This is a genomic window from Nocardia sp. NPDC059229, from assembly GCF_042754165.1.
Taxonomy (GTDB): Bacteria; Actinomycetota; Actinomycetes; order Mycobacteriales; family Mycobacteriaceae; genus Nocardia.
The window spans coordinates 182,999-202,518 of the sequence record NZ_JBHZAK010000011.1 but is presented as its reverse complement, the minus strand read 5'-3'; the positions used below and the strand labels follow the sequence as shown (position 1 = coordinate 202,518).

Annotated in this window: 15 protein-coding genes; 11 read left to right on the top strand and 4 right to left on the bottom strand. The window is 69.5% G+C overall.

Annotated elements, in window-relative coordinates; translation table 11 throughout:
• Position 1 precedes the first annotated feature (1 nt).
• Positions 2-1,234, bottom strand: a complete 1,233-nt coding sequence (locus ACFXHE_RS25035; protein WP_379386725.1) for an acyl-CoA dehydrogenase family protein — start codon at positions 1,232-1,234, stop codon at positions 2-4.
• A 172-nt stretch (positions 1,235-1,406) separates the two neighbouring features.
• Between ACFXHE_RS25035 and ACFXHE_RS25030 the strand changes: the two genes are divergently transcribed.
• Entirely contained in the window at positions 1,407-1,835 is a 429-nt protein-coding gene (locus ACFXHE_RS25030) for a DUF1707 domain-containing protein (RefSeq protein ID WP_379386723.1), read from the top strand.
• An 82-nt stretch (positions 1,836-1,917) separates the two neighbouring features.
• Here ACFXHE_RS25030 and ACFXHE_RS25025 read toward each other — a convergent pair whose 3' ends face one another.
• Positions 1,918-2,859 carry a MerR family transcriptional regulator gene (locus tag ACFXHE_RS25025; protein WP_379386721.1) on the bottom strand — a complete coding sequence of 314 codons (942 nt, stop codon included), beginning with the start codon at positions 2,857-2,859 and terminating at the stop codon, positions 1,918-1,920.
• A 94-nt stretch (positions 2,860-2,953) separates the two neighbouring features.
• On the opposite strand from ACFXHE_RS25025, the gene smc reads away from it, so the two are divergent.
• Positions 2,954-6,565, top strand: a complete 3,612-nt coding sequence (smc, locus tag ACFXHE_RS25020; protein ID WP_379386719.1) for a chromosome segregation protein SMC — start codon at positions 2,954-2,956, stop codon at positions 6,563-6,565.
• A 104-nt stretch (positions 6,566-6,669) separates the two neighbouring features.
• Positions 6,670-7,326 (top strand): HAD family acid phosphatase, encoded by a 657-nt coding sequence (locus ACFXHE_RS25015; protein WP_379386717.1) that lies wholly within the window; start codon positions 6,670-6,672, stop codon positions 7,324-7,326.
• 57 nt (positions 7,327-7,383) lie between these two features.
• On the opposite strand, the gene ACFXHE_RS25010 is transcribed toward ACFXHE_RS25015, so the two are convergent.
• Positions 7,384-8,304, bottom strand: a complete 921-nt coding sequence (locus tag ACFXHE_RS25010) for an NmrA family NAD(P)-binding protein (protein WP_379386715.1) — start codon at positions 8,302-8,304, stop codon at positions 7,384-7,386.
• A 103-nt stretch (positions 8,305-8,407) separates the two neighbouring features.
• Here ACFXHE_RS25010 and ACFXHE_RS25005 point away from each other — a divergent pair, with 103 nt between their 5' ends.
• Together ACFXHE_RS25005 and ACFXHE_RS25000 are read left to right on the top strand one after the other, a co-directional pair.
• Positions 8,408-9,223, top strand: a complete 816-nt coding sequence (locus tag ACFXHE_RS25005) for a TetR/AcrR family transcriptional regulator (protein WP_379386713.1) — start codon at positions 8,408-8,410, stop codon at positions 9,221-9,223.
• 174 nt (positions 9,224-9,397) lie between these two features.
• On the top strand, positions 9,398-10,303 hold the full coding sequence (locus ACFXHE_RS25000) for a hypothetical protein (RefSeq protein ID WP_379386712.1): 906 nt from the start codon (positions 9,398-9,400) through the stop codon (positions 10,301-10,303).
• Positions 10,304-10,321: 18 nt separating this feature from the next.
• Here ACFXHE_RS25000 and ACFXHE_RS24995 read toward each other — a convergent pair whose 3' ends face one another.
• Positions 10,322-10,711, bottom strand: a complete 390-nt coding sequence (locus ACFXHE_RS24995) for a DUF2237 domain-containing protein (RefSeq protein ID WP_326357779.1) — start codon at positions 10,709-10,711, stop codon at positions 10,322-10,324.
• Between the two features lie 216 nt (positions 10,712-10,927).
• Here ACFXHE_RS24995 and ftsY point away from each other — a divergent pair, with 216 nt between their 5' ends.
• From ftsY to ffh, 6 genes are all read left to right on the top strand, one after another.
• On the top strand, positions 10,928-12,595 hold the full coding sequence (gene ftsY, locus ACFXHE_RS24990; RefSeq protein ID WP_379386710.1) for a signal recognition particle-docking protein FtsY: 1,668 nt from the start codon (positions 10,928-10,930) through the stop codon (positions 12,593-12,595).
• Positions 12,596-12,792: 197 nt separating this feature from the next.
• A complete protein-coding gene (locus ACFXHE_RS24985) occupies positions 12,793-14,178 on the top strand; it encodes an ammonium transporter (RefSeq protein WP_379386708.1) in 1,386 nt (461 codons plus the stop codon).
• A 5-nt stretch (positions 14,179-14,183) separates the two neighbouring features.
• Positions 14,184-14,522: a P-II family nitrogen regulator gene (locus ACFXHE_RS24980; protein WP_040859831.1), complete on the top strand. Its 339-nt coding sequence runs from the start codon at positions 14,184-14,186 to the stop codon at positions 14,520-14,522.
• A 119-nt stretch (positions 14,523-14,641) separates the two neighbouring features.
• Entirely contained in the window at positions 14,642-17,089 is a 2,448-nt protein-coding gene (locus ACFXHE_RS24975; RefSeq protein WP_379386706.1) for a [protein-PII] uridylyltransferase, read from the top strand.
• Between the two features lie 197 nt (positions 17,090-17,286).
• Complete coding sequence (locus ACFXHE_RS24970) at positions 17,287-17,595, top strand: hypothetical protein (RefSeq protein ID WP_354837728.1); 309 nt, start codon at positions 17,287-17,289, stop codon at positions 17,593-17,595.
• A 119-nt stretch (positions 17,596-17,714) separates the two neighbouring features.
• Positions 17,715-19,286: a signal recognition particle protein gene (gene ffh, locus ACFXHE_RS24965; protein WP_364613828.1), complete on the top strand. Its 1,572-nt coding sequence runs from the start codon at positions 17,715-17,717 to the stop codon at positions 19,284-19,286.
• The last annotated feature ends 234 nt before the right edge of the window (positions 19,287-19,520 follow it).

The window sequence follows — 19,520 nt, the reverse complement described above, 5'->3', positions numbered from 1 at the left end:
GCTACAGTCCCAGGGTGGCTTTGGCGATGATGTTGCGCTGAATCTCGTTGCTGCCGGCGTAGATCGAGCCGGCGCGGTCGTTGAAGTACCGCAGCGGTGCGACCGCCTGCCAGTCGGCGCCGGCGACGAAACCGTCTGCGGGCGGGGTGAAATCGGCGATCGGGCCGCCCGGCATGGTGGCGTGCGGCTGATAGGCGCGACCGCGCGGACCGGCGGCCTCCAGCGCGAGCTCGGTGAGTGTCTGGCTCAGCTCGGTGCCCAGGATCTTGATGGTGGACGCGGCCGGGCCCGGGTCCTTCCCGCTGGAAACCAGTGCGAGGGTGCGGTATTCGAGGATCTCCAGCACGTCCGCGCGCAGGCGGGCATCGGCCAGCTTGGCGGCGAAGGCGGGGTCGTCGATGAGCGCGCCGCCGTTCGGGGCGACCTGCTGCGTGGCCGCCTGGGCGAGCTCCTCGGCCATGACCTGCAGGGCCGGGGCCGCCGCGCCGCCGCCGCGCTCGAAGTTGAGCAGGTACTTGGCGACGGTCCAGCCGTCGTCGATGGCGCCCAGCACATTCGCCTGCGGCACCCGCACCTGATCGAAGAACACCTGGTTCTGCACCTGCTCGCCGGAGGTCATGACCAGCGGGCGGATCTCGATCCCCGGGGTGCGCATGTCGATGAGCACGAAGGTGATGCCCTGCTGCTTCTTGGCCTGCCGGGAGGTGCGGACCAGGGCGAAGATCCAGTTGGCCTCGGTGGCGTGCGTGGTCCAGATCTTGGAGCCGGTGACGACCAGGTCCTCGCCGTCCGGCACCGCGGCCATGGTCAGCGAGGCCAGGTCCGAGCCCGCCTCGGGCTCCGAATAGCCCTGGCAGAAGAAGACGTCGCCGGTGAGGATGCGGGGCAGGAAGAAGTCCTTCTGCTCCGGGGTGCCGAAGGCCATGATGGCGTGCGCGACCATGCGAATTCCCATGGGGGACAGGTTCGGTGCGCCGGCCAGGGTGCATTCGCGGCCGAAGATGTAGTGCTGGGTCAGGCTCCAGTCGCAGCCGCCGTACTGCACCGGCCATGCCGGGGCGGCCCAGCCGCGTTCATGCAGGATGGCCTGCCACTGCATGCTGGCCTCGTGGTCCGGGTAGACGCTGGTCGCCAACCGTCCCGCACGGCGAAGATCGTCGGTTAACTTTTCGTCGAGGAAGCTGCGCACTTCATCACGAAATGCCAGATCGGCAGGCGACCATTCGAGGTCCACGATGACTCCTTGTCCGAGAACTGGCACTAACCATCTCATCGCATCACCCCTGCTGGCAAATGTGCTGGCACCCGCCATCACTTCAATGTCCTTGACATTCCACTGTGGAGGTTTATCCTGGATTCATATTCCACTGTGGAACATATGGCAGCGTCCGACCGAGAGGATCGACATGGACATCACCACCGGCACCCGCGCCTCCGACGCCGAGCGCGCCCAGATCGCCGACCTCCTCGGCCGCCACCTCTCCGACGGCCGCCTCGACCTGGCCGAATACAACGAGCGCCTCACCCGGGTCTACGCCACCGCCACCCGCGAAGACCTCCAACTTGTCCTCCAGGACCTCCCCAAACTGCCCAAGACCGTTGCACCCCGGTCCATCTCCCGCACCCGCTTCCCCATCTGGCAGCAGATCGAAGGCAGCGCCTGGCTGGGCGTCAGTCTCCTCTGCCTCGTCATCTGGGCCGCAATCTCCCTCACCACAGGCGAATTCACCTACCCCTGGCCCATCTGGGTCATCGGCCCCTGGGGCGCAGTCCTCGTCTTCCGCGTCGTCATGGGCTGGGAATCCGCCGCCCAGAACCGCCACCGCACCCGCTGACCCCGCCGCCCTCGAGCGTGCCGCACGTCCGATGCAGGAGGTGCGGCACGCTGTTCGGCCTTGGACGTTGGCGGTCGTCCCTTCAGCGCTGACCGATTCGGGTGCGGAGCGCGGTGGCGAACCAGTCGAAGGCTGGGGTCAGGTCGGGGAGTGGGGGCCAGGCGTTGATGGTGGCCACCAGGCGCCAATAGCGTTCTACCCGTGGGTCGTTGGCGATTTCCAGGCGGTTCAGGATCCATTCTCGGAGATTGCGGTCGTCCGGCTTGGTGAAGGTTTCGGCGTAGCGGGCTGTGAGGGCGTCGAGGACGGGTGCTGCGGCGGGGCTTTCGGGGGCGATGCCGTCGGTCAGGGCTCGGGCGACTTCGGTGCGGACGGCCTCGGTGAGGTCGTGGTGGAGGCCGGTGTGGTCGCCGGCGGCGCGTTCCTCGGCCTGGTACTCCGCCATGCGGCGGACCGCGGCGCGAAATTCCTTGTCCTGCACCAGTTCCACCAGGTCCATCCAGGCGCCGACCTGGTCGGGGGTGGGGTCGTCGGGGAGTTCCGGCATGGTGGAACGGAGTAGTTCCAGGACGGCGGGGTTGCCGTCCACGGCGCCGAAGGTGTCGTCGACGAAGTCGTGAATGATCCGGGCGCGTTCGGCTTCGGACAATTGCACCAGTTTGTGCATGAATCCCATCTCCTTGTCATCCGATCCCCGGTTGGCCACCGCGCGGAGCACCGCGCGCCGGAGCCGCAGTACGCGGATCTGTACGTCCACCGCTTCGGCGTGCGCGGTCGCGACCTCGGTCAGGGAGGTTTCGCGGGACAGCACGCGCCGCACGGTCGCCAGGTCCATGCCCAGTTCGCGTAGGGTGCGTACCAGTTCCAGGCGCGCCACGGCCTCGATGTCGTACAGCCGGTAGCCGCCGGGGCTGTACATGGTCGCCGGAACGATCCCCTTGTCGGAGTAGAACCGAATGGTCTTGACCGTCAGGCCGGTGCGTTCGGCCAGCGCCCCGATCGTGTAGAGCGTTTCGTCGTCCATGCGTCAACCTTGGTGCTTCCCCTTGGGGGAGACTCAAGTCCTGGTGTCCGGCATACTCGGGGCAATCCCGGCGGAGCGGGTAGTCTGAGCCGCTGTGCACCTGAAGAGTCTGACGCTGAAGGGGTTCAAGTCCTTCGCGTCCGCGACGACGTTGCGATTCGAACCGGGGATCACCTGCGTGGTCGGGCCCAACGGGTCGGGGAAATCCAACGTCGTCGACGCGCTCACCTGGGTGATGGGTGAGCAGGGCGCGAAAGCCCTGCGGGGCGGGAAGATGCAGGACGTCATCTTCGCCGGTACCACGGGCCGCGCCCCGCTCGGTCGTGCCGAAGTCACGCTGACCATCGACAACTCCGACGGCGTGCTCCCAATCGAGTACTCCGAAGTGTCCATTACCCGCCGCATGTTCCGCGACGGCGCGGGCGAGTACGAGATCAATGGAAACTCCTGCCGGCTCATGGATGTCCAGGAGCTGCTCAGCGACTCCGGCATCGGCCGGGAAATGCACGTCATCGTCGGTCAGGGCCAGCTGTCGGCGATTCTGGAATCGCGGCCGGAGGATCGGCGGGCCTTCATCGAGGAGGCCGCGGGCGTGCTCAAGCACCGGCGGCGCAAGGAGAAGGCGGTCCGCAAGCTGGACGCCATGCAGGCCAACCTGGCCCGCCTCACCGACCTCACCACCGAATTGCGCAGGCAGTTGAAGCCGCTGGGCCGACAGGCCGAGGTGGCCCGCCGCGCCGCGACCGTCCAGTCCGACCTCCGCGACGCTCGTTTGCGCCTGGCCGCCGACGATCTGGTGAGCCGTCGCCGCGAACTGGAGAGTCAGCAGAGCAAGGAGGCCTACGCCCGCGAGCAGCAGGTCAATATGCAGGCCGAGCTGGACGCCGCCAATGCCGCCCTGGCCCAGCAGGAATTCGAGCTCGCCAAGCTCACCCCCAGCGCCGAGGCCGCCGCCCAGACCTGGTTCCAGCTGTCCGCCCTGGCCGAACGCGTCAATGCCACTATCCGCATTGCCCGCGATCGCGCGCGCAACCTCACCATCGAGCAACCCGCCGGCGCCGGCCGCGACCCGGAACAGCTGGAGCGCGAGGCGGATCGGGTCGAAGCCGAAGAGGCCGAACTACGCGAAGCGGTCGAAATGGCCACCGAAACGTTGGAAGCCGCCCGCGAGCAACTGTACGAACGCGAGCAGGCCGCCAAGGCTGCCGAACAGGCCCACCTGGCCGCCGTCCGCGCCATCGCCGACCGCCGCGAGGGCCTGGCCCGCCTGTCCGGCCAGGTCGACAGCCTGCGCATTCGCGCCCAGTCCGTGGACGGCGAGATCGCGCGCATGTCCACCGGCATCGCCGAGGCCCGCCGCCGCGGCGAGGACGCGAACGCCGAATTCGAGGCCGTCCAGGGTGAATTGAGCGAACTCGACGCGGGTGAGGAGGGCCTCGACCACTCCTACGAGCACGCCGCCCAGGCGCTCGCCCTGGCCGACCAGCGCGTCACCGAACTGCGCGAGAAGGACCGCGAGGCCGGTAAACGCGTCGCCTCGCTGACCGCCCGCATCGAGGCCCTCACCATGGGCCTGCGCCGCAAGGACGGCGCGGCCTGGCTGCTCGAGCACCGCACCGACGGCCTGCTCGGCCCGCTGTCCGGGCTGATCCGGGTGCACGGCGGTTTCGAGTCCGCGGTCGCCGCCGCGCTGGGCCCGCTGGCCGACGCCGTCGCCGCCGACACCGGGCCCTCGGCCCACGCCGCCGTGCGGGCCCTCAAGGAATCCGACGGCGGCCGCGCCGCCATCGTCTACGCCGACGCCGCCGATCAGCCGGTGGCACCGGCGGATTCGCGACTACCGGCCGCCGCGCGCTGGCTCACCGAGGTGGTGGACTGCCCCGCCGATCTGCGCGCCGCCATCGCCGCCCTCACCGCCGGCATCGCCGTCACCGACGATCTCGCCACAGCCGCCGGGGTCCTCGCCGAGCGCCCGGAACTGCGCGTGGTCACCCGCGACGGCGACCTCACCGGCAGCGGCTGGTTGCTCGGCGGCTCCGACCGCGCACCCAGCCAGCTCGAGGTGCAGGCCGACATCGATTCCGCCAAGGACGAATTGGCCTCCTGGCAGCGCACGGCCGAGGAACTCGAGGCCGCGCTCGCGGGCGCGCTCGCCGAGCAGTCCGACCGCAAGGAGGCGGTCGATCACGCCCTGCTCGCCCTGCACGAATCCGATCAGGCCCTGGTCGCCATCTACGACCGCCTGGGCCGTCTCGGCCACGCCGCCCGCACCGCCCAGCGCGAATGCGACCGCCTGCTGGCCCAGCGCGACGACGCCGAAACCGGCCGCGAGGACACGCTTTCCAAGCTGGCCGACCTCGAGGACCGGCTGCGCCACGCCGAACTCGAACAGGCCGAAATGGATCCGGAGGCCGCCGGCACCGAGACCGCGGGGTACGCCCGCGAGGAGGCCGCCGCCGCCCTCGCCGAGGCCCGCTCGATGGAGGTCGAGGCCCGCCTGGCCGTCCGCACCGCCGAGGAACGCGCGGAATCGGTACGCGGCAAAGCGGATTCGCTGCGCCGCGCGGCCCGCGTCGAACGCGAGACCCGCGCCCGCGCCGAACGCGCCCAGGCCGCCCGCCGCCAGGCCGCCGCCGTCGCCGCCGTGGTCGCCGAGTCCGCGGAACGGGTGGCCGCCGAACTCGAGCAGGTGGTCGGCCAGGCCGCCACCCGCCGCGACGAATTGGTGCGCCGCCGTAGCGAATTCGCGGCCCAGGTGGAGCAGACCAAGGAACGCTCCCGCGCCCTCACCACCCAGCTCACCCAGCTCACCGACGCCGTGCACCGCGACGAGGTGGCCCGCGCCCAGGCCGCGCTGCGCATCGAACAGGTCGAGACCACCATCTCCGAACAGTTCGGCATCAGCCTCGACGACCTCATCGCCGAATACGGCCCGGACGTCCCCATGCCGCCCACCGCGCTGGAGATGATGGAGTACGAGCAGGCCCGCGACCGCGGCGAAGCCGTCAGCGCACCCCAGCCCATGCCCTACGACCGCGCTACCCAGGAGCGCCGCGCCAAGCGCGCCGAGAAGGACCTCACCACCCTCGGCAAGGTGAATCCCCTGGCGCTGGAGGAGTTCGCGGCCCTCGAGGAGCGCTACACCTTCCTCAACACCCAGCTCGAGGACGTCAAGAAGGCCCGCCAGGACCTGCTCGACGTGGTCGCCGAGGTGGACGAGCGCATCCTGCAGGTCTTCACCGAGGCCTACGAGGACGTCGAACGCGAATTCACCGGCGTCTTCGGCCGCCTGTTCCCCGGCGGCGAGGGGCGGCTGCTGCTCACCGATCCCAGCGACATGCTCACCACCGGCGTCGAGGTCGAGGCCCGCCCGCCGGGCAAGAAGGTCAAGCGGCTGTCGCTGCTCTCCGGTGGCGAGAAATCCCTTGCGGCAGTGGCTTTCCTGGTGTCGATCTTCCGGGCCCGGCCCTCCCCGTTCTATGTCATGGACGAGGTCGAGGCGGCGCTGGACGACACCAACCTGCGCCGGCTCATCGGCCTGTTCGAGCAGCTGCGCGAGAAGAGCCAGCTCATCGTCATCACCCACCAGAAGCCGACCATGGAGATCGCCGACGCGCTCTACGGCGTCAGCATGCGCGGTGACGGCATCACGCAGGTGATCTCGCAGCGCATGCGCGGGGAGAATCTGGTCGGCGCGACACCGTGACCCGGTGACGATCGTGGCGCCGCCGTCCCGGTGAGCGGGATTGCGGTGCGGGGCAAAGTGAAACGCCTGCGCGTCGCATAGGCGGGGCATTAGCGTCCGGCCCCATGAGACGTTCCATCGCAGTACTGGCCGCCGGCATCGCCGTCGGCCTGGTCGCCCCGCTCCCGGCCGCCCTGGCCGACTCCGGATCCTCCGCACTCGGATCCGGCTCGGCGTCCGGCTCGGGCACCGGCTCCCTGTCTGGTTCCGGCGGCAGCAACAGCAACCTGCCGCCCTACAGCCAGTGGATCGGCGACATCACTCCGATCGCCGCCGACGCGCAGACCTACCTCACCACCGCGCTGCCCGGAACCACCAAGCCCGCCATCGTCTTCGACGTCGACAACACCGTGCTCGAGACGACCTACCATCCGGGCCCGATCACTCCGGCCATCCAGCCGATCCTGAAGCTGGCGCAGTGGGCGAAAAGCCAAGGCGCGTCCATCATCTTCGTGACCGGCCGGCCCGCGCTCATGAACTTCTACACCCAGATCAACCTGACCACTGTCGGCTACCCGGTGGACGGGCTGTACGGCGGCGGCCTCACCACCGGCTCCAGCGGCGCGGGCGCCCTCGCCGACTACAAGACCGCCACCCGCGCCTCCATCGAGGCCCAGGGCTACACCATCGTCGCCAATATCGGCAACAGCGCCTCCGACCTGTCCGGCGGCCACGCCCTGAAGACCTTCAAGCTGCCGGACTACAACGGTGCCCTGCAGTGACCTACCCAGTCCGGTGACCGCGGGAGAGGAGGCTCGGGTCTTCCTCGCCCGCGGTTCTCACCCGTCCAGCAGCGACTTCAGCCGTGCCGCACCGGTTTCGGCCAGCCACATGTCGAAAGTCCGCAAGCCGGGATGGATTTCGCGCAGCGCGGGAATGTCGGCGTGCCAGCCCTGGCCCTGCCGCGACAAGCGCCAGACCGCCCCGACCTCGGGTCCCATGGCCTCGGCCTCGGCCTCGGTGCCCTCCAGGTAGCGCACCGCGTGCCCGGTGGCGGCCGTGATGGCGGCGGCCGCGGCGGGCATGGTCGGATCGTCACCGGCCAATTCCAGGACCCGGCCGTGGAATCGGGCCGGATCCTCGAAGGCCAGGTGCGCGAACACGGCGATATCGTCGAGGGCGATGGACTGCACCGGCCGGTCCGCCGGGAACAGATGCTTGTGCACACCATCGTTGATGCCGTCCACCGGGAAGCCCTGTATGAAGTAGTTCTCCATGAAGCGGGCCGGGCGCAGGATCGTCCAGTGCAGGCCACTGGACTGCAGCGCCTCCTCCACCCGCCGCTTGCCCTGCGCACCCCACTTGCCGTCCTCGGTGTAGGAGGCGACGGTGGTGAACACGATGAACTCCACCCCGGCGGCGCGCGCCGCCGCGATGAACCGCGTGCCGCGCTCGACCTCCAGTTCGGTGTCCCAGCCGTTCGGGCCGAAGGTCGCGGGCGGCACCAGGAAGGCCGCGCCCACGCCGGACAGCGCCGGGGCGAGGGACTCGGGAGCGTCGAAGTCCCCGACGGCCAGTTGTGCACCCGCGGCCGCGAGTACCTGTGCCGCAGGCGATTCCGGATCACGTACCAGCGCCCGCACCGCCCGGCCGGCGGCGAGCAGCCGGCGCGCGGTGGCCCCGCCCTGCTTGCCGGTCGCCCCGGTCACCAGCACCAGATCATTGCGAGAAGGCTCGGTCGGATCATTTCGAGAAGACATCGTCAGCCGTTCGTTCGGTAGTATTCGGGTCGGTCAACCCGAATATGGACGCTAGAACCGCCCGTTTCCGTTGACCACCACCGGAAAGGACCCGCGTAACGAAATGTCCGCGCCCAGCCTGTCCCACGTAGAGCACACCCTGTCCCGCGTAGAGCCGACTCTGCTCCGCGACAAGCCCGCCCCGAACACCCGGTCCGATGCGCGCCGCAATCGCGCGCTGGTGCTGGCCGCGGCGCAGCGGGCCCTCGCCGAGGGCGGCGTCGCCGTGTCGCTGGCCGAGGTGGCCCGCCGCGCGGGCGTCGGCGCGGGCACCGTCTACCGGCATTTCCCCACCAAAACCGCACTGCTGGAGGCGGTCATGCAGCAGCGCATCGACCGCCTCACCGCTCTCGCGCACCGCCTGCGGGACGCGCCCGACCCGGGCCGGGCCTTCTTCGTCTTCTGTACCGAGGTCATCGTCACGTCCCATCGCAACCAGGCCGTCTGCGACCTGGCCGCCAATGACGGCTGGCCCCGCGAACTGGTGCAGGACGCGGGCGCCCGCTTCCACACCGCCCTCGACGATCTGCTGGTCGCCGCGCAGCGCGCCGGCGCGGTCCGCCCGGACCTCGCGCTCTCCGACGTGCTGGCCCTGTTCACGGGATGTGTTGCCATCCAACGCCTCAGCCCGGGCCACGAGCTGTCCCGCCCCGCCGCCCTGGTCCTGGACTCCATGCGTGCCCGGCCCGTGTCCGGCACCGTGACGAAACTCCGGAACCCGCCCGCGCCCCGTGACGAAACCATGGCGCGTGACGAAACGCCGCACTGCCCGATCTGCGCGACCCCGATCCACCCGACCGGCACCGGCCGCCCGGCCCGCTACTGCTCCGCCGCCTGCCGTCAGAAGGCACATCGCCGTCGCCACGCCACCCCCGCATGAGCCCCTAATCGGCCCCGCCCTGAAAGCCGTTGGGGCACTCCGTGACCTGGGTGTGTCCGAACGGATGCGAAGGTGTGACGAGGCGGGTGTGGAGGCGAAAAATACTGGTAGAAGGCCATATTTGGCGTCTTCGTATGGACCCGCAACGGGCCAGTGGGGAAGTACGCTCCCTGCGTGGTTTGGGTGTCGGCCGCGACGTTCGGTGTCGCATGGTGGCTCGGTTTGTATCTACTGGCGCGGGATCCGCGAAAGCCGTTGTTACGCAGGGCTGCCATCGGGCTGCTGGCATTCGCCGCGGCCGTGGTGGCGGATCGGCTGGCCGGCGGCAACTCCTGGTTCGACGGTCCGCGCATCGTGCTGGTGTGCGCGCCGGTGCTGGCCTTCAGCGGAGTCTTCGTGCGGCTGCTGCCCCTCGGCGCCGTCGAGCGCGTAGACCGCTGGTGGCGGGTCGGGCTGCTGCCGCTGTGCGCCCTGCTGGCCATGCCCGCCGCGGGCGGCTTCCTGCCCGCCGGGTACCTGCTCGGCGCGCTCACCCTGCTGGCGCTGCTCGGCACCATGCTCGGGATGCTGGGACAGCACGCCGAATGGTCCGAGGATTCGCGGCGGTCGGCGGCCGGCCTGCTCACCATCGGCGCGCTGCTGCTCGGGCTCAGCGCGGCCCTGATCCTGTTGGGGCTCAACGTCCTGCCGCGCACGGCCATGCTGTCGGTGATCGCGGCCGACCTGGTGGTGCTGGGCCTGGGCATCGCCGTGGTGGACGCCTACGACGAGGGCGAGGCGCTGCGCGCCGACATGACCCACTCGCTGGTGCTCTCGGCGGCCACCGCGGCCGTGTTCGGCGGTCAGGCCGCGCTCGCCCTCACCCTGGCCGGTGAGCGCCCCGCCCTGATCGCCCTGTTCTTCGGCGCCGTCGCCGGCTCCATCGCCCTGCAGGTCCTCCACGGCCCCCTGCACGCCGGCGCCGATCGCGTGGCCTTCGCCTCGGACCCGCAGCTGTGCGCGGCCCGCGTCGAATTGCGCAGCGCCACAGAGGCATTGCTGCGCAGGGGTAGCGACAACGGACTACACACCGGCGGCTGAGCCGACTGCGGCAGGGTCTCAGAGCAGGTCGCTGACGTCGTCGGGGACGTCGACGGCGTACTTGCGCAGGGTTTCCATGGGCACCACCTCGAGGGCGTTCTCGTGGGTGGCGGCCAGCACCACCGGCGCGGCCACCCCGTCCTCGTGGGCGTGCAGCCAGCGCACGGCCACCACACACCACCTGTCGCCCGGTTGCAGGCCCGGGAAGTTGTTCTCGGGCCGCGGAGTGACGAGATCGTTGCCGATCGACTTCTGGTGCTCCAGGAATTCCGCCGTCACCACGGTGCAGACGGTGTGGCTGCCCAAATCCTCGGGACCGGTGCTGCAGCATCCGTCCCGGTAGAAGCCGGTGAGAGGATCGGTGCCACACTCCTCCAGCGGTCCCCCAAGCACATTTCGATCGGTCACGTCGCCGATCCTATTGTCTCGGTGTCGCATTCGCCGCTCCTTCCGCACTGTGGCACTTTCTCGAGCAGACCGGTTGGTAGTTGCTGGGATTTCCAGGCCCCTACCCGGCGTGTCTCCGCATCACACGGCATCGCTGTGTGATAGACGACACTGCCCTGCGACGCGTCGGTAGGTATGTGAATCCGGTAATACAGGTGCCTCTGAAAGGATGGGGGCGTGACGACTGCTGAACTGTGGATTCTCATCGCCGCGATCGCGGCGGTGCTGCTCGTGGCGCTGGTTGCCGGCTACGCCCTGAACAAGCGCCGCCGGATCTCGCTGACCCCGGAGGTCACCGAGACCAAGGAGGTGACCGACCGGTCGGGCGGATATCAGGCCTCGAGCGGATTCAACTTCAGCCAGGGCAGCGGCACCGCCGAGCGCGAGCAGGCGCCCGCCGCCAAACCCAAGCCGCAACCGCTGCCGCTCCCGCCCGAGCGCACCGACGACGAGGGTCAGCCGCACGTCGGCGACGACGCCGCCGTCCCGCGCGACGCCGCCAAGCGCAGCATCACCAATGTCCGCCTCCCCGACCCGGTCCAGGGCCCTGAGCCCGCTCCGGCAACCGAGCCCGTCACGCCCACCGAGCCCGTCGCCACCGAATCCGCCCCGGCCGCCGAGGTCGCCGACGCGGGTGACGCGGCGACGCAGTCGCCCGAGAACGCCGAGGACAGCGCCCGAGCTGCGGCGGTCGAGGCCGCCGATCAGGCCGGTGAGACCGCGGCCGGCACCGCCGCCGGGGATGTCGTCGAGCACCCTGTCTCGGAAGAGGCCGCCGCCGAGGAGGCCGCCGAGGCCGCGGTCGCCGCCGCCGAGGTGGCCGCTGCCGCCGAGGCCGCCATCGCCGCGCACTCGGGCGCGCCTGCCGCCGCGCCCGAAACCGCGCCCCCCGCCGAGGCGGCCGCCGCGGCCATCGCCGAGATCGAGCCCACCGCGGGCCGGCTGACCCGGCTGCGCGGTCGCCTGTCCCGCTCCCAGAACGCCGTCGGCAAGTCGCTGCTGGGCCTGCTGGGCGGTGGCGATCTGGATGAGGACTCCTGGGAGGAGATCGAGGACACCCTGGTCATGGCCGACCTGGGTACCGCCAGCACCGCCGCCATCGTGGAGCGGCTGCGCCAGGAGATGGCCGCCCGCAGCATCCGCACCGCCGCCGACGCGCGCGTCCTGCTGCGCGAGGTGCTCGTCGACGCGCTACGACCCGAGCTGGATCGCGCCATCCGTGCCCTACCGCACGCCGATCACCCGTCGATCCTGCTGGTCGTGGGCGTGAACGGCACCGGAAAGACCACCACCACCGGCAAATTGGCGCGTGTGCTGGTGGCCGACGGCCGCCGCGTGCTGCTGGGCGCGGCCGACACCTTCCGTGCCGCGGCCGCCGATCAGCTGCAGACCTGGGGTGAGCGCGTGGGCGCGGAGACCGTGCGCGGTAAGGAGGGCGCGGATCCCGCGGCTGTGGCCTTCGACGCGGTGTCGGCCGGCATCGATCGCGGCGTGGACGTGGTGCTCATCGACACCGCCGGCCGCCTGCACACCAAGACCGGCCTGATGGACGAGCTGGGCAAGGTCAAGCGTGTGGTGGAGAAGAAGGCCGCGGTGGACGAGGTCATCCTGGTGCTCGACTCCACGGTCGGCCAGAACGGCCTGATGCAGGCGCGGGTCTTCGCCGACGTCGTGGACATCACCGGTGTCGCGCTGACCAAGCTGGACGGAACCGCCAAGGGCGGCATCGTCTTCCAGGTGCAGCATGAGCTGGGCGTTCCAGTCAAACTGGTCGGTTTGGGAGAGGGCGCCGACGACCTCGCACCCTTCGAACCGGGCGCCTTCGTCGACGCCCTGCTCGGTTAACCGCTACTGAACTGCATCGATACCGAAATCAACATCATCCTCACCCGGTCGTCATAACAGCGGTGCGGTTTCGGAAACGTAACCGCAACACTGCAAGCTCACCCGTTCACCTACGCGAAACGCCGCAGGATCACGGCTGAAACACCGACTGGTGAATCTCATTGCAGGCTTATTCGCAGGTTGCTGCGGGGCCAGAGATGAGGAGGACAAAGGTGGCGTACCCCATCGTTGATTTGCCGAACACCGGCGACACAGCCTGGATGTTGGCGAGTTCGGCATTGGTGCTTTTAATGACCCCGGGGCTCGCGTTCTTCTACGGCGGCATGGTCCGTAGCAAGAACGTGCTCAACATGATCATGATGAGCGTCAGTGCCATGGGCATCGTCGGCGTGCTATGGGCAATCTTCGGATTCTCGGCAGCGTTCGGCAACAACAAGTTCGGACTGATCGGCAACCCGAAGCAGTTCTTCGGCCTCAAGGGCCTGATCGGTCCCGACGCGGTCGCGGATTCCGATCCGACCAAGGTCGTCGGGATCCCGCTGGCCGGTAACACTCACATTCCGATGACCGTGTTCGTGGCGTTCCAGCTGATGTTCGCGATCATCACCGTCGCCCTGATCTCGGGCGCGGTCGCGGACCGCCTGAAGTTCGGCGCCTGGGCGCTGTTCGCCGCGGTGTGGGCCACGATCGTCTACTTCCCGGTCGCGCACTGGGTCTTCGACTTCAACGCCACCGACTCCGACGGCAATGTCATTCACGAGGGCGGCTGGATCGCCAACAAGCTGCACGTGATCGACTTCGCCGGTGGTACCGCGGTCCACATCAACGCCGGTGCCGCGGGCCTGGCCCTCTGCCTCGTCCTGGGTAAGCGCAAGGGCTGGCCGAAGACCCCGATGCGTCCGCACAACCTGCCCTTCGTCATGCTCGGCGCCGGTCTGCTGTGGTTCGGCTGGTTCGGATTCAACGCCGGTTCGGCGCTGTCCTCCAACGGCACCGCGGGTTCCACCTTCCTGACCACCACCTTCGCCACCTGCTCGGCCATGCTCGGCTGGCTGCTCGTGGAGAAGCTGCGTGACGGTCACGCCACCTCGCTGGGCGCCGCGTCCGGCGTCGTCGCGGGTCTGGTCGCCATCACCCCGTCCTGCTCCTCGGTGAACGTCCTCGGCGCGCTGGCCATCGGCGCGGTCGCCGGTGTGGCCTGTGCCCTGGCCGTCGGCCTGAAGTTCAAGCTGGGCTTCGACGACTCGCTCGACGTGGTGGGCGTCCACCTGGTCGGCGGCATCATCGGCACCCTGATGGTCGGCCTGGTGGCCACCAAGGAGGCGCCGGCCGGTGTCGCGGGTCTGTTCTACGGCGGCGGCTTCAACCAGCTGTGGCGTCAGGCCGTGGGAGCCGGTGTGGTGCTTGCCTTCTCGTTCATCGTGACGCTGATCATCGCGTTCGCCATCAAGTTCACCATCGGCCTCCGCGCGAGCGAGGAAGAGGAGTTCGTCGGCATGGACGAGTCGGATCACGCTGAAACGGCATACGATTTCGCTGCTGTGGGTGGTGCGGCGCGCACCGCCGCCGTCAAGGAGGCATGACGAAAATGAAACTGATCACTGCGATCGTGAAGCCGTTCACCCTGGAGGACGTGAAGACCGGCCTGGAGCAGGCGGGCGTGCTCGGCATGACCGTCAGCGAGGTTCAGGGTTACGGTCGCCAGAAGGGCCACACCGAGGTCTACCGCGGTGCCGAGTACTCCGTCGACTTCGTCCCGAAGGTTCGGGTCGAGGTGGTCGTGGACGACGCCTCCGTCGACAAGGTCGTCGAGGTCATCGTGGAGGCCGCCCGCACCGGCAAGATCGGTGACGGCAAGGTCTGGGTGACCCCGGTCGACGCCATCGTCCGGGTGCGCACCGGCGAACGCGGTTCCGACGCTCTGTAAGCGGTAACCAGAGCAGCGGAACCAGTGGCGGCCCCGGCCACCGTCGGTGTCGAACCGGCGGTGGCGGGGCCGCCCCCATGTGCGGCGAAGAACTGAATTCAGATGGGTGGTGGTGGGTTGTGGGTTTCCAGCAGGAACGCGACGACAAAACCGAGGCCGAGCAGGTTTCCGGCGGAGCCTCGGACCTGGTCCGGGCCCGCAACCAACTGCTCGCGGAGCACAGCGCCAACGGCCGCGCGGCCCGTCTGGACCCCGAGGCGCTGCGGGAAGCGCTGGTGGATCTCTACGAGCTGTGGCTGACCACCAAGGGCCACGAGGTCGGCATCACGGCCGACAGCGGGCTCGCCCTCGTCGCCGTGGGCGGACTGGGCCGCCGGGAAATGCTGCCCTACTCCGACCTGGATCTGGTGCTGCTCTACGACGACGTCGATCCGCATCGGGTCGCCGAGGTCGCCGATCAGCTCTGGTATCCGCTGTGGGACGCCCACATCAAGCTCGATCACAGCGTGCGCACCGTCCCGCAGGCGCTGCGCGTGGCCGCCGACGATCTCACCGCCGCCCTCGGCATGCTCGAGGCCCGGCACATCGTGGGCGACGACGGTCTGAGCAACCTGCTCATCAGCGGCGTGCGCCGGGACTGGCGCGCCGGAATCCGGTCCCGCTTCGACGCCCTGATCGAACAGGCCCAAACCCGCTGGCGCAGAAGCGGAGACGTCGCGCACCGCGCCGAGCCCGATATCAAGAACGGGCGCGGCGGGCTGCGGGACATCCAGCTGCTGGACGCGCTCGCCATCGCACAACTGACCGACGCCATGCCGGGGCTCGGTCCGGATGTGCCCGGTGGCGGGTTGCAGCAGGCGCATCGCCGCCTGCTGGATGTCCGCACCGAACTGCACCGGGTGGCGGGCCGGGCCCGCGACCAGTTGCGGGCCCAGGACGCCGACGAGATCGGGGCGGCCCTGCGCATCGGGGATCGCTTCGATCTGGCCCGCACGCTCAGTGATGCGGCCCGCACGGTGAGCTACTCCACCGACGTCGGGCTGCGGACCGCAGGGAACGCGCTGCCTCGGCGCGGGCTCGCGCGCTTGCGCCGCGCCCCGGTACGCCGACCACTCGATGAGGGGGTGGTCGAACACTCCGGGGAGGTGGTGCTTGCCCGCGATGCCCGGCCGCAGCGCGATCCCGGGCTGATCCTGCGGGTGGCCGCGGCCTCGGCGCAGACCGGGCTGCCGATGTCGGCGACCACGCTCAACCGGCTCGGCGAGGACGCGCCCGAGCTACGCGAGCCGTGGCCCAAGGAAGCCCTCAACGACCTGCTGGTCCTGCTGGGCACGGGCCGCGGCGCCGTCGATGCCGTGGAGGCGCTGGACCGGACGGGCCTGTGGGGCAGGCTCTTTCCGGAATGGGGCGTGGTGCGCGACCTGCCGCCGCGCGATGCCATGCACACCTGGACCGTGGACCGTCACCTCATGGAGACCGTCGCCCGGGCCGGGGCGCTGTCCACCCGGGTCGCCCGCCCGGACCTGCTGCTGCTGGGCGCGCTGCTGCACGATATCGGCAAGGGCCGCACCGAGGATCACAGCGTGGTCGGTGCGGAGCTGGCCGTCTCCATCGGAAATCGCCTGGGGCTGTGGCCTTCCGACGTGCAGACGCTCGCGGGTGTGGTGCGCCACCACCTGCTGCTGCCCGACACGGCCACGCGGCGCGACATCACCGATTCCGACACCGTGAAGATGGTGATCGACGCCCTCGACGGTGACCCGCAGCTGCTGGAGCTGCTGCACGCCCTGGCCGAGGCCGACGCGCTGGCCACCGGGCCCGGCGTCTGGAACGACTGGAAGGCCTCGCTCATCGGCGATCTCGTGCGCAACTGCCGCACGGCCATGGCGGGCTACGCCCTGCCCGAGCCGACCCCGATTCCCGACGAGCTGCGCGCCCGCGCGGAATCCGGTGGCGTGCACGTGGATCTGAAGCCGGGAGAGAGCCGTTACCAGCATGTGGTCACCGTGGTCGCGCCCGACAATCCGGGTCTGCTCTCCGACGCGGCGGGCGTGCTGGCCGTGCACTCGCTGCGGGTGCTGTCGGCCGAACTCGCCAGTGTGGGCGCCTCGGCCATCGATACCTTCGTCGTGGCACCGCGTTTCGGTGATCCGCCGGACCCGGGCCTGCTGCGCCAGGAACTGATCCGCGCCATCAACGGCGATCTGGATCTGGCCTCGGTGCTGGCCCGCAAGGAGCGCGATGCGGGCGGCGCCCAGCCGAGGCCGTTCGCGCAGGCGCGGCCACGGGTGTTCTGGCACGAGACCGCCGATCCGGGCCGGGTGCTGCTGGAATTGCGTGCCGAGGATCGCATCGGGTTGCTGAGCCGGTTGGCCGCGGCGCTGGCCGAGGCCGGGGTGAATGTCTGCTGGGCGAAGGTGGTGACCATGGGTTCGGCGGTCATCGACTCGTTCTGTCTGGATCTGGGCGCTTCCGACACGCCCGGGCGGCGGGCGGAGATCGAGGCGGCGGTGCTGACGGTGGTGCCGCCACAACAACCGAAGAAACCTCTCGAATCGGACAGCTGAATCGGATCTCCCGGAGGTTTCCCCATTGTTCGCCAGGAACCGGGATTAGCGGGCAAACCGCACGTTTGCCGGTTAATCAGAATGTTGCAGGAGATTTGCTGCAATACCGGTCGGGTGATTCAAGCCACACCCTAGTATTCGCGTGCAAGGTCGATCCGGAGGTCCCAAGCTGTCGCGAGCATGAGGGGAGCAGGTCGGTGGCAATCGAAGTCGTATCCGCGTCGATGATGACCAGCGATTTGACCGCACACATCGCCCGCTGCGTCGGTGGTGATCGCTGGGTGGTCTCCTGGCTGCCGGGGCGCACCCTGAGCGGCCAGCAGGCGGTGACCGCGATGACCATCGCGTCCACCGTCGCCGACCAGGCGCCCTCCGACGCCGAATGGGCGTTGCTGGACGGGCTCGCCCTCGAACTGGGCCTCACCGCCCGCGAGGCGGTCGGTATGGTCGCCACCGAGAACCACGATCTGCGGCGGCCCGGCCCGCGTCCCCGCTCGCTGGAATAGCCGCCGGAACCACTTGCCACGCCGCCTCGTTCGCGCAGGTCCGAGCCTGGCGCAACGGCATCACGCGGATCCCACTACCCTGGTATCTCGAGTGACGTCCCTCGAGATCAGGAGCATCGGTGTTCGAATCCCTTTCCGACCGGTTGGCCGGTGCCCTCAAGGATCTGCGTGGCAAGGGACGCCTGTCGCCGGCGGACATCGACGCGACCGCCCGTGAGATCCGGCTGGCGCTGCTCGAGGCCGACGTGGCGCTGCCCGTGGTGCGCGGCTTCATCGCCAAGATCAAGGAGCGGGCCAAGGGCTCCGAGGTCTCCGCCGCCCTGAATCCGGCGCAGCAGGTCGTCAAGATCGTCAACGAGGAGCTCATCAATATCCTCGGCGGCGAGACCCGGCGGGTGCGGCTGGCCAAGAACCCGCCGACCGTCATCATGCTGGCCGGTCTGCAGGGTGCCGGTAAGACCACCCTCGCGGGCAAGCTCGCCAAATGGCTCAAGGCACAGGGACATACGCCGCTGCTGGTGGCCTGTGACCTCCAGCGTCCCGGCGCGGTCACCCAGCTGCAGGTGGTCGGCGAGCGGGCCGGGGTGCCAGTCTTCGCGCCGCACCCGGGCACCTCCATCGGCGGCGGCGAGAACCCGCTGGGCGTCTCGGCCTCCGACCCGATCGATGTGGCGCGCGCCGGTATCGAAGAGGCGAAGACCAAGCAGTACGACGTGGTCATCGTCGACACCGCCGGTCGCCTCGGCATCGACGAGGAGCTCATGCGGCAGGCCGCGGGCATCCGCGACGCCGTCAACCCCGACGAGACCCTGTTCGTCCTCGACGCCATGATCGGTCAGGACGCGGTCGCCACCGCCGAGGCCTTCCGCGACGGCGTCGGCTTCACCGGTGTCGTGCTCACCAAGCTCGACGGTGACGCCCGCGGTGGTGCGGCCCTGTCGGTGCGTGAAATCACCGGCCAGCCCATCCTTTTCGCCTCCACCGGCGAGAAGCTCGAGGACTTCGACGTCTTCCACCCCGACCGCATGGCCAGCCGCATCCTCGGCATGGGCGACCTGCTCACCCTGATCGAGCAGGCCGAACAGGTCTACGACGCCAAGCAGGCCGAGGAGGCCGCCCGCAAGATCGGCTCCGGTGAGCTGACCCTCGAGGACTTCCTCGAGCAGATGCTGGCCATCCGCAAGATGGGCCCGATCGGCAACCTGCTGGGCATGCTGCCCGGCGCGGGGCAGATGAAGGACGTGCTGGCCCAGGTCGACGACAAGCAGCTCGACCGGGTGCAGGCCATCATCCGCGGCATGACCCCCGCCGAGCGCGCCAACCCCAAGATCATCAATGCCTCCCGCCGCCTGCGCATCGCCAACGGCTCGGGCGTCGCGGTGTCCGACGTCAACCAGCTGGTCGACCGGTTCTTCGAGGCCAGGAAGATGATGGGCGCGATGTCCCGGCAGTTCGGCCTGCCGGGCGCGGGCCGTGGCGGCAAGAACACCAAGAAGGGCAAGAAGGGCAAGAAGGGCGGGCGCGGCCCGACCCCGCCGAAGGTGCGCGGCGGCTTCCCCGGCATGCCCGGCCTCCCGGGCGGCATGCCCGCCGGTATGCCCGACCTCTCCAACCTCCCCGCCGGTCTCAACGAGCTGCCGCCGGGCCTGGAAGGTTTCGACCTCTCGAAGCTGAACTTCCCCAAGAACTGATCCGCGCGAACCTGATTCGGCCCCGCCCCACCCGGGCGGGGCCGAATTGCGTTCCCGGCCAAGGGTCATCCTGCGTTCCGGGCCCGGGGTGATGCGGGCGGGCGCCCTGATCAGCGCCCAGGATTCGATCGGCATCGCCATCGGTGCCCCCAACGCTCAACTGGTCCTGTACGCCGACGACGACCACTGCGCCATGGGTCATGCCGTGCAATGGTCGGAATTATCGGTACGGTT

Excerpts from the sequence above, each read along its gene's own strand:
- ACFXHE_RS25030 (WP_379386723.1), top strand. The coding sequence starts at position 1,407 with ATGGACATCACCACCGGCACCCGCGCCTCCGACGCCGAGCGCGCCCAG.
- ACFXHE_RS25025 (WP_379386721.1), bottom strand. The coding sequence starts at position 2,859 with ATGGACGACGAAACGCTCTACACGATCGGGGCGCTGGCCGAACGCACC.
- ACFXHE_RS25015 (WP_379386717.1), top strand. The coding sequence starts at position 6,670 with ATGAGACGTTCCATCGCAGTACTGGCCGCCGGCATCGCCGTCGGCCTG.
- ACFXHE_RS25010 (WP_379386715.1), bottom strand. The coding sequence starts at position 8,304 with ATGTCTTCTCGAAATGATCCGACCGAGCCTTCTCGCAATGATCTGGTG.
- ACFXHE_RS25005 (WP_379386713.1), top strand. The coding sequence starts at position 8,408 with ATGTCCGCGCCCAGCCTGTCCCACGTAGAGCACACCCTGTCCCGCGTA.
- ACFXHE_RS24985 (WP_379386708.1), top strand. The coding sequence starts at position 12,793 with ATGAGGAGGACAAAGGTGGCGTACCCCATCGTTGATTTGCCGAACACC.
- ACFXHE_RS24980 (WP_040859831.1), top strand. The coding sequence starts at position 14,184 with ATGAAACTGATCACTGCGATCGTGAAGCCGTTCACCCTGGAGGACGTG.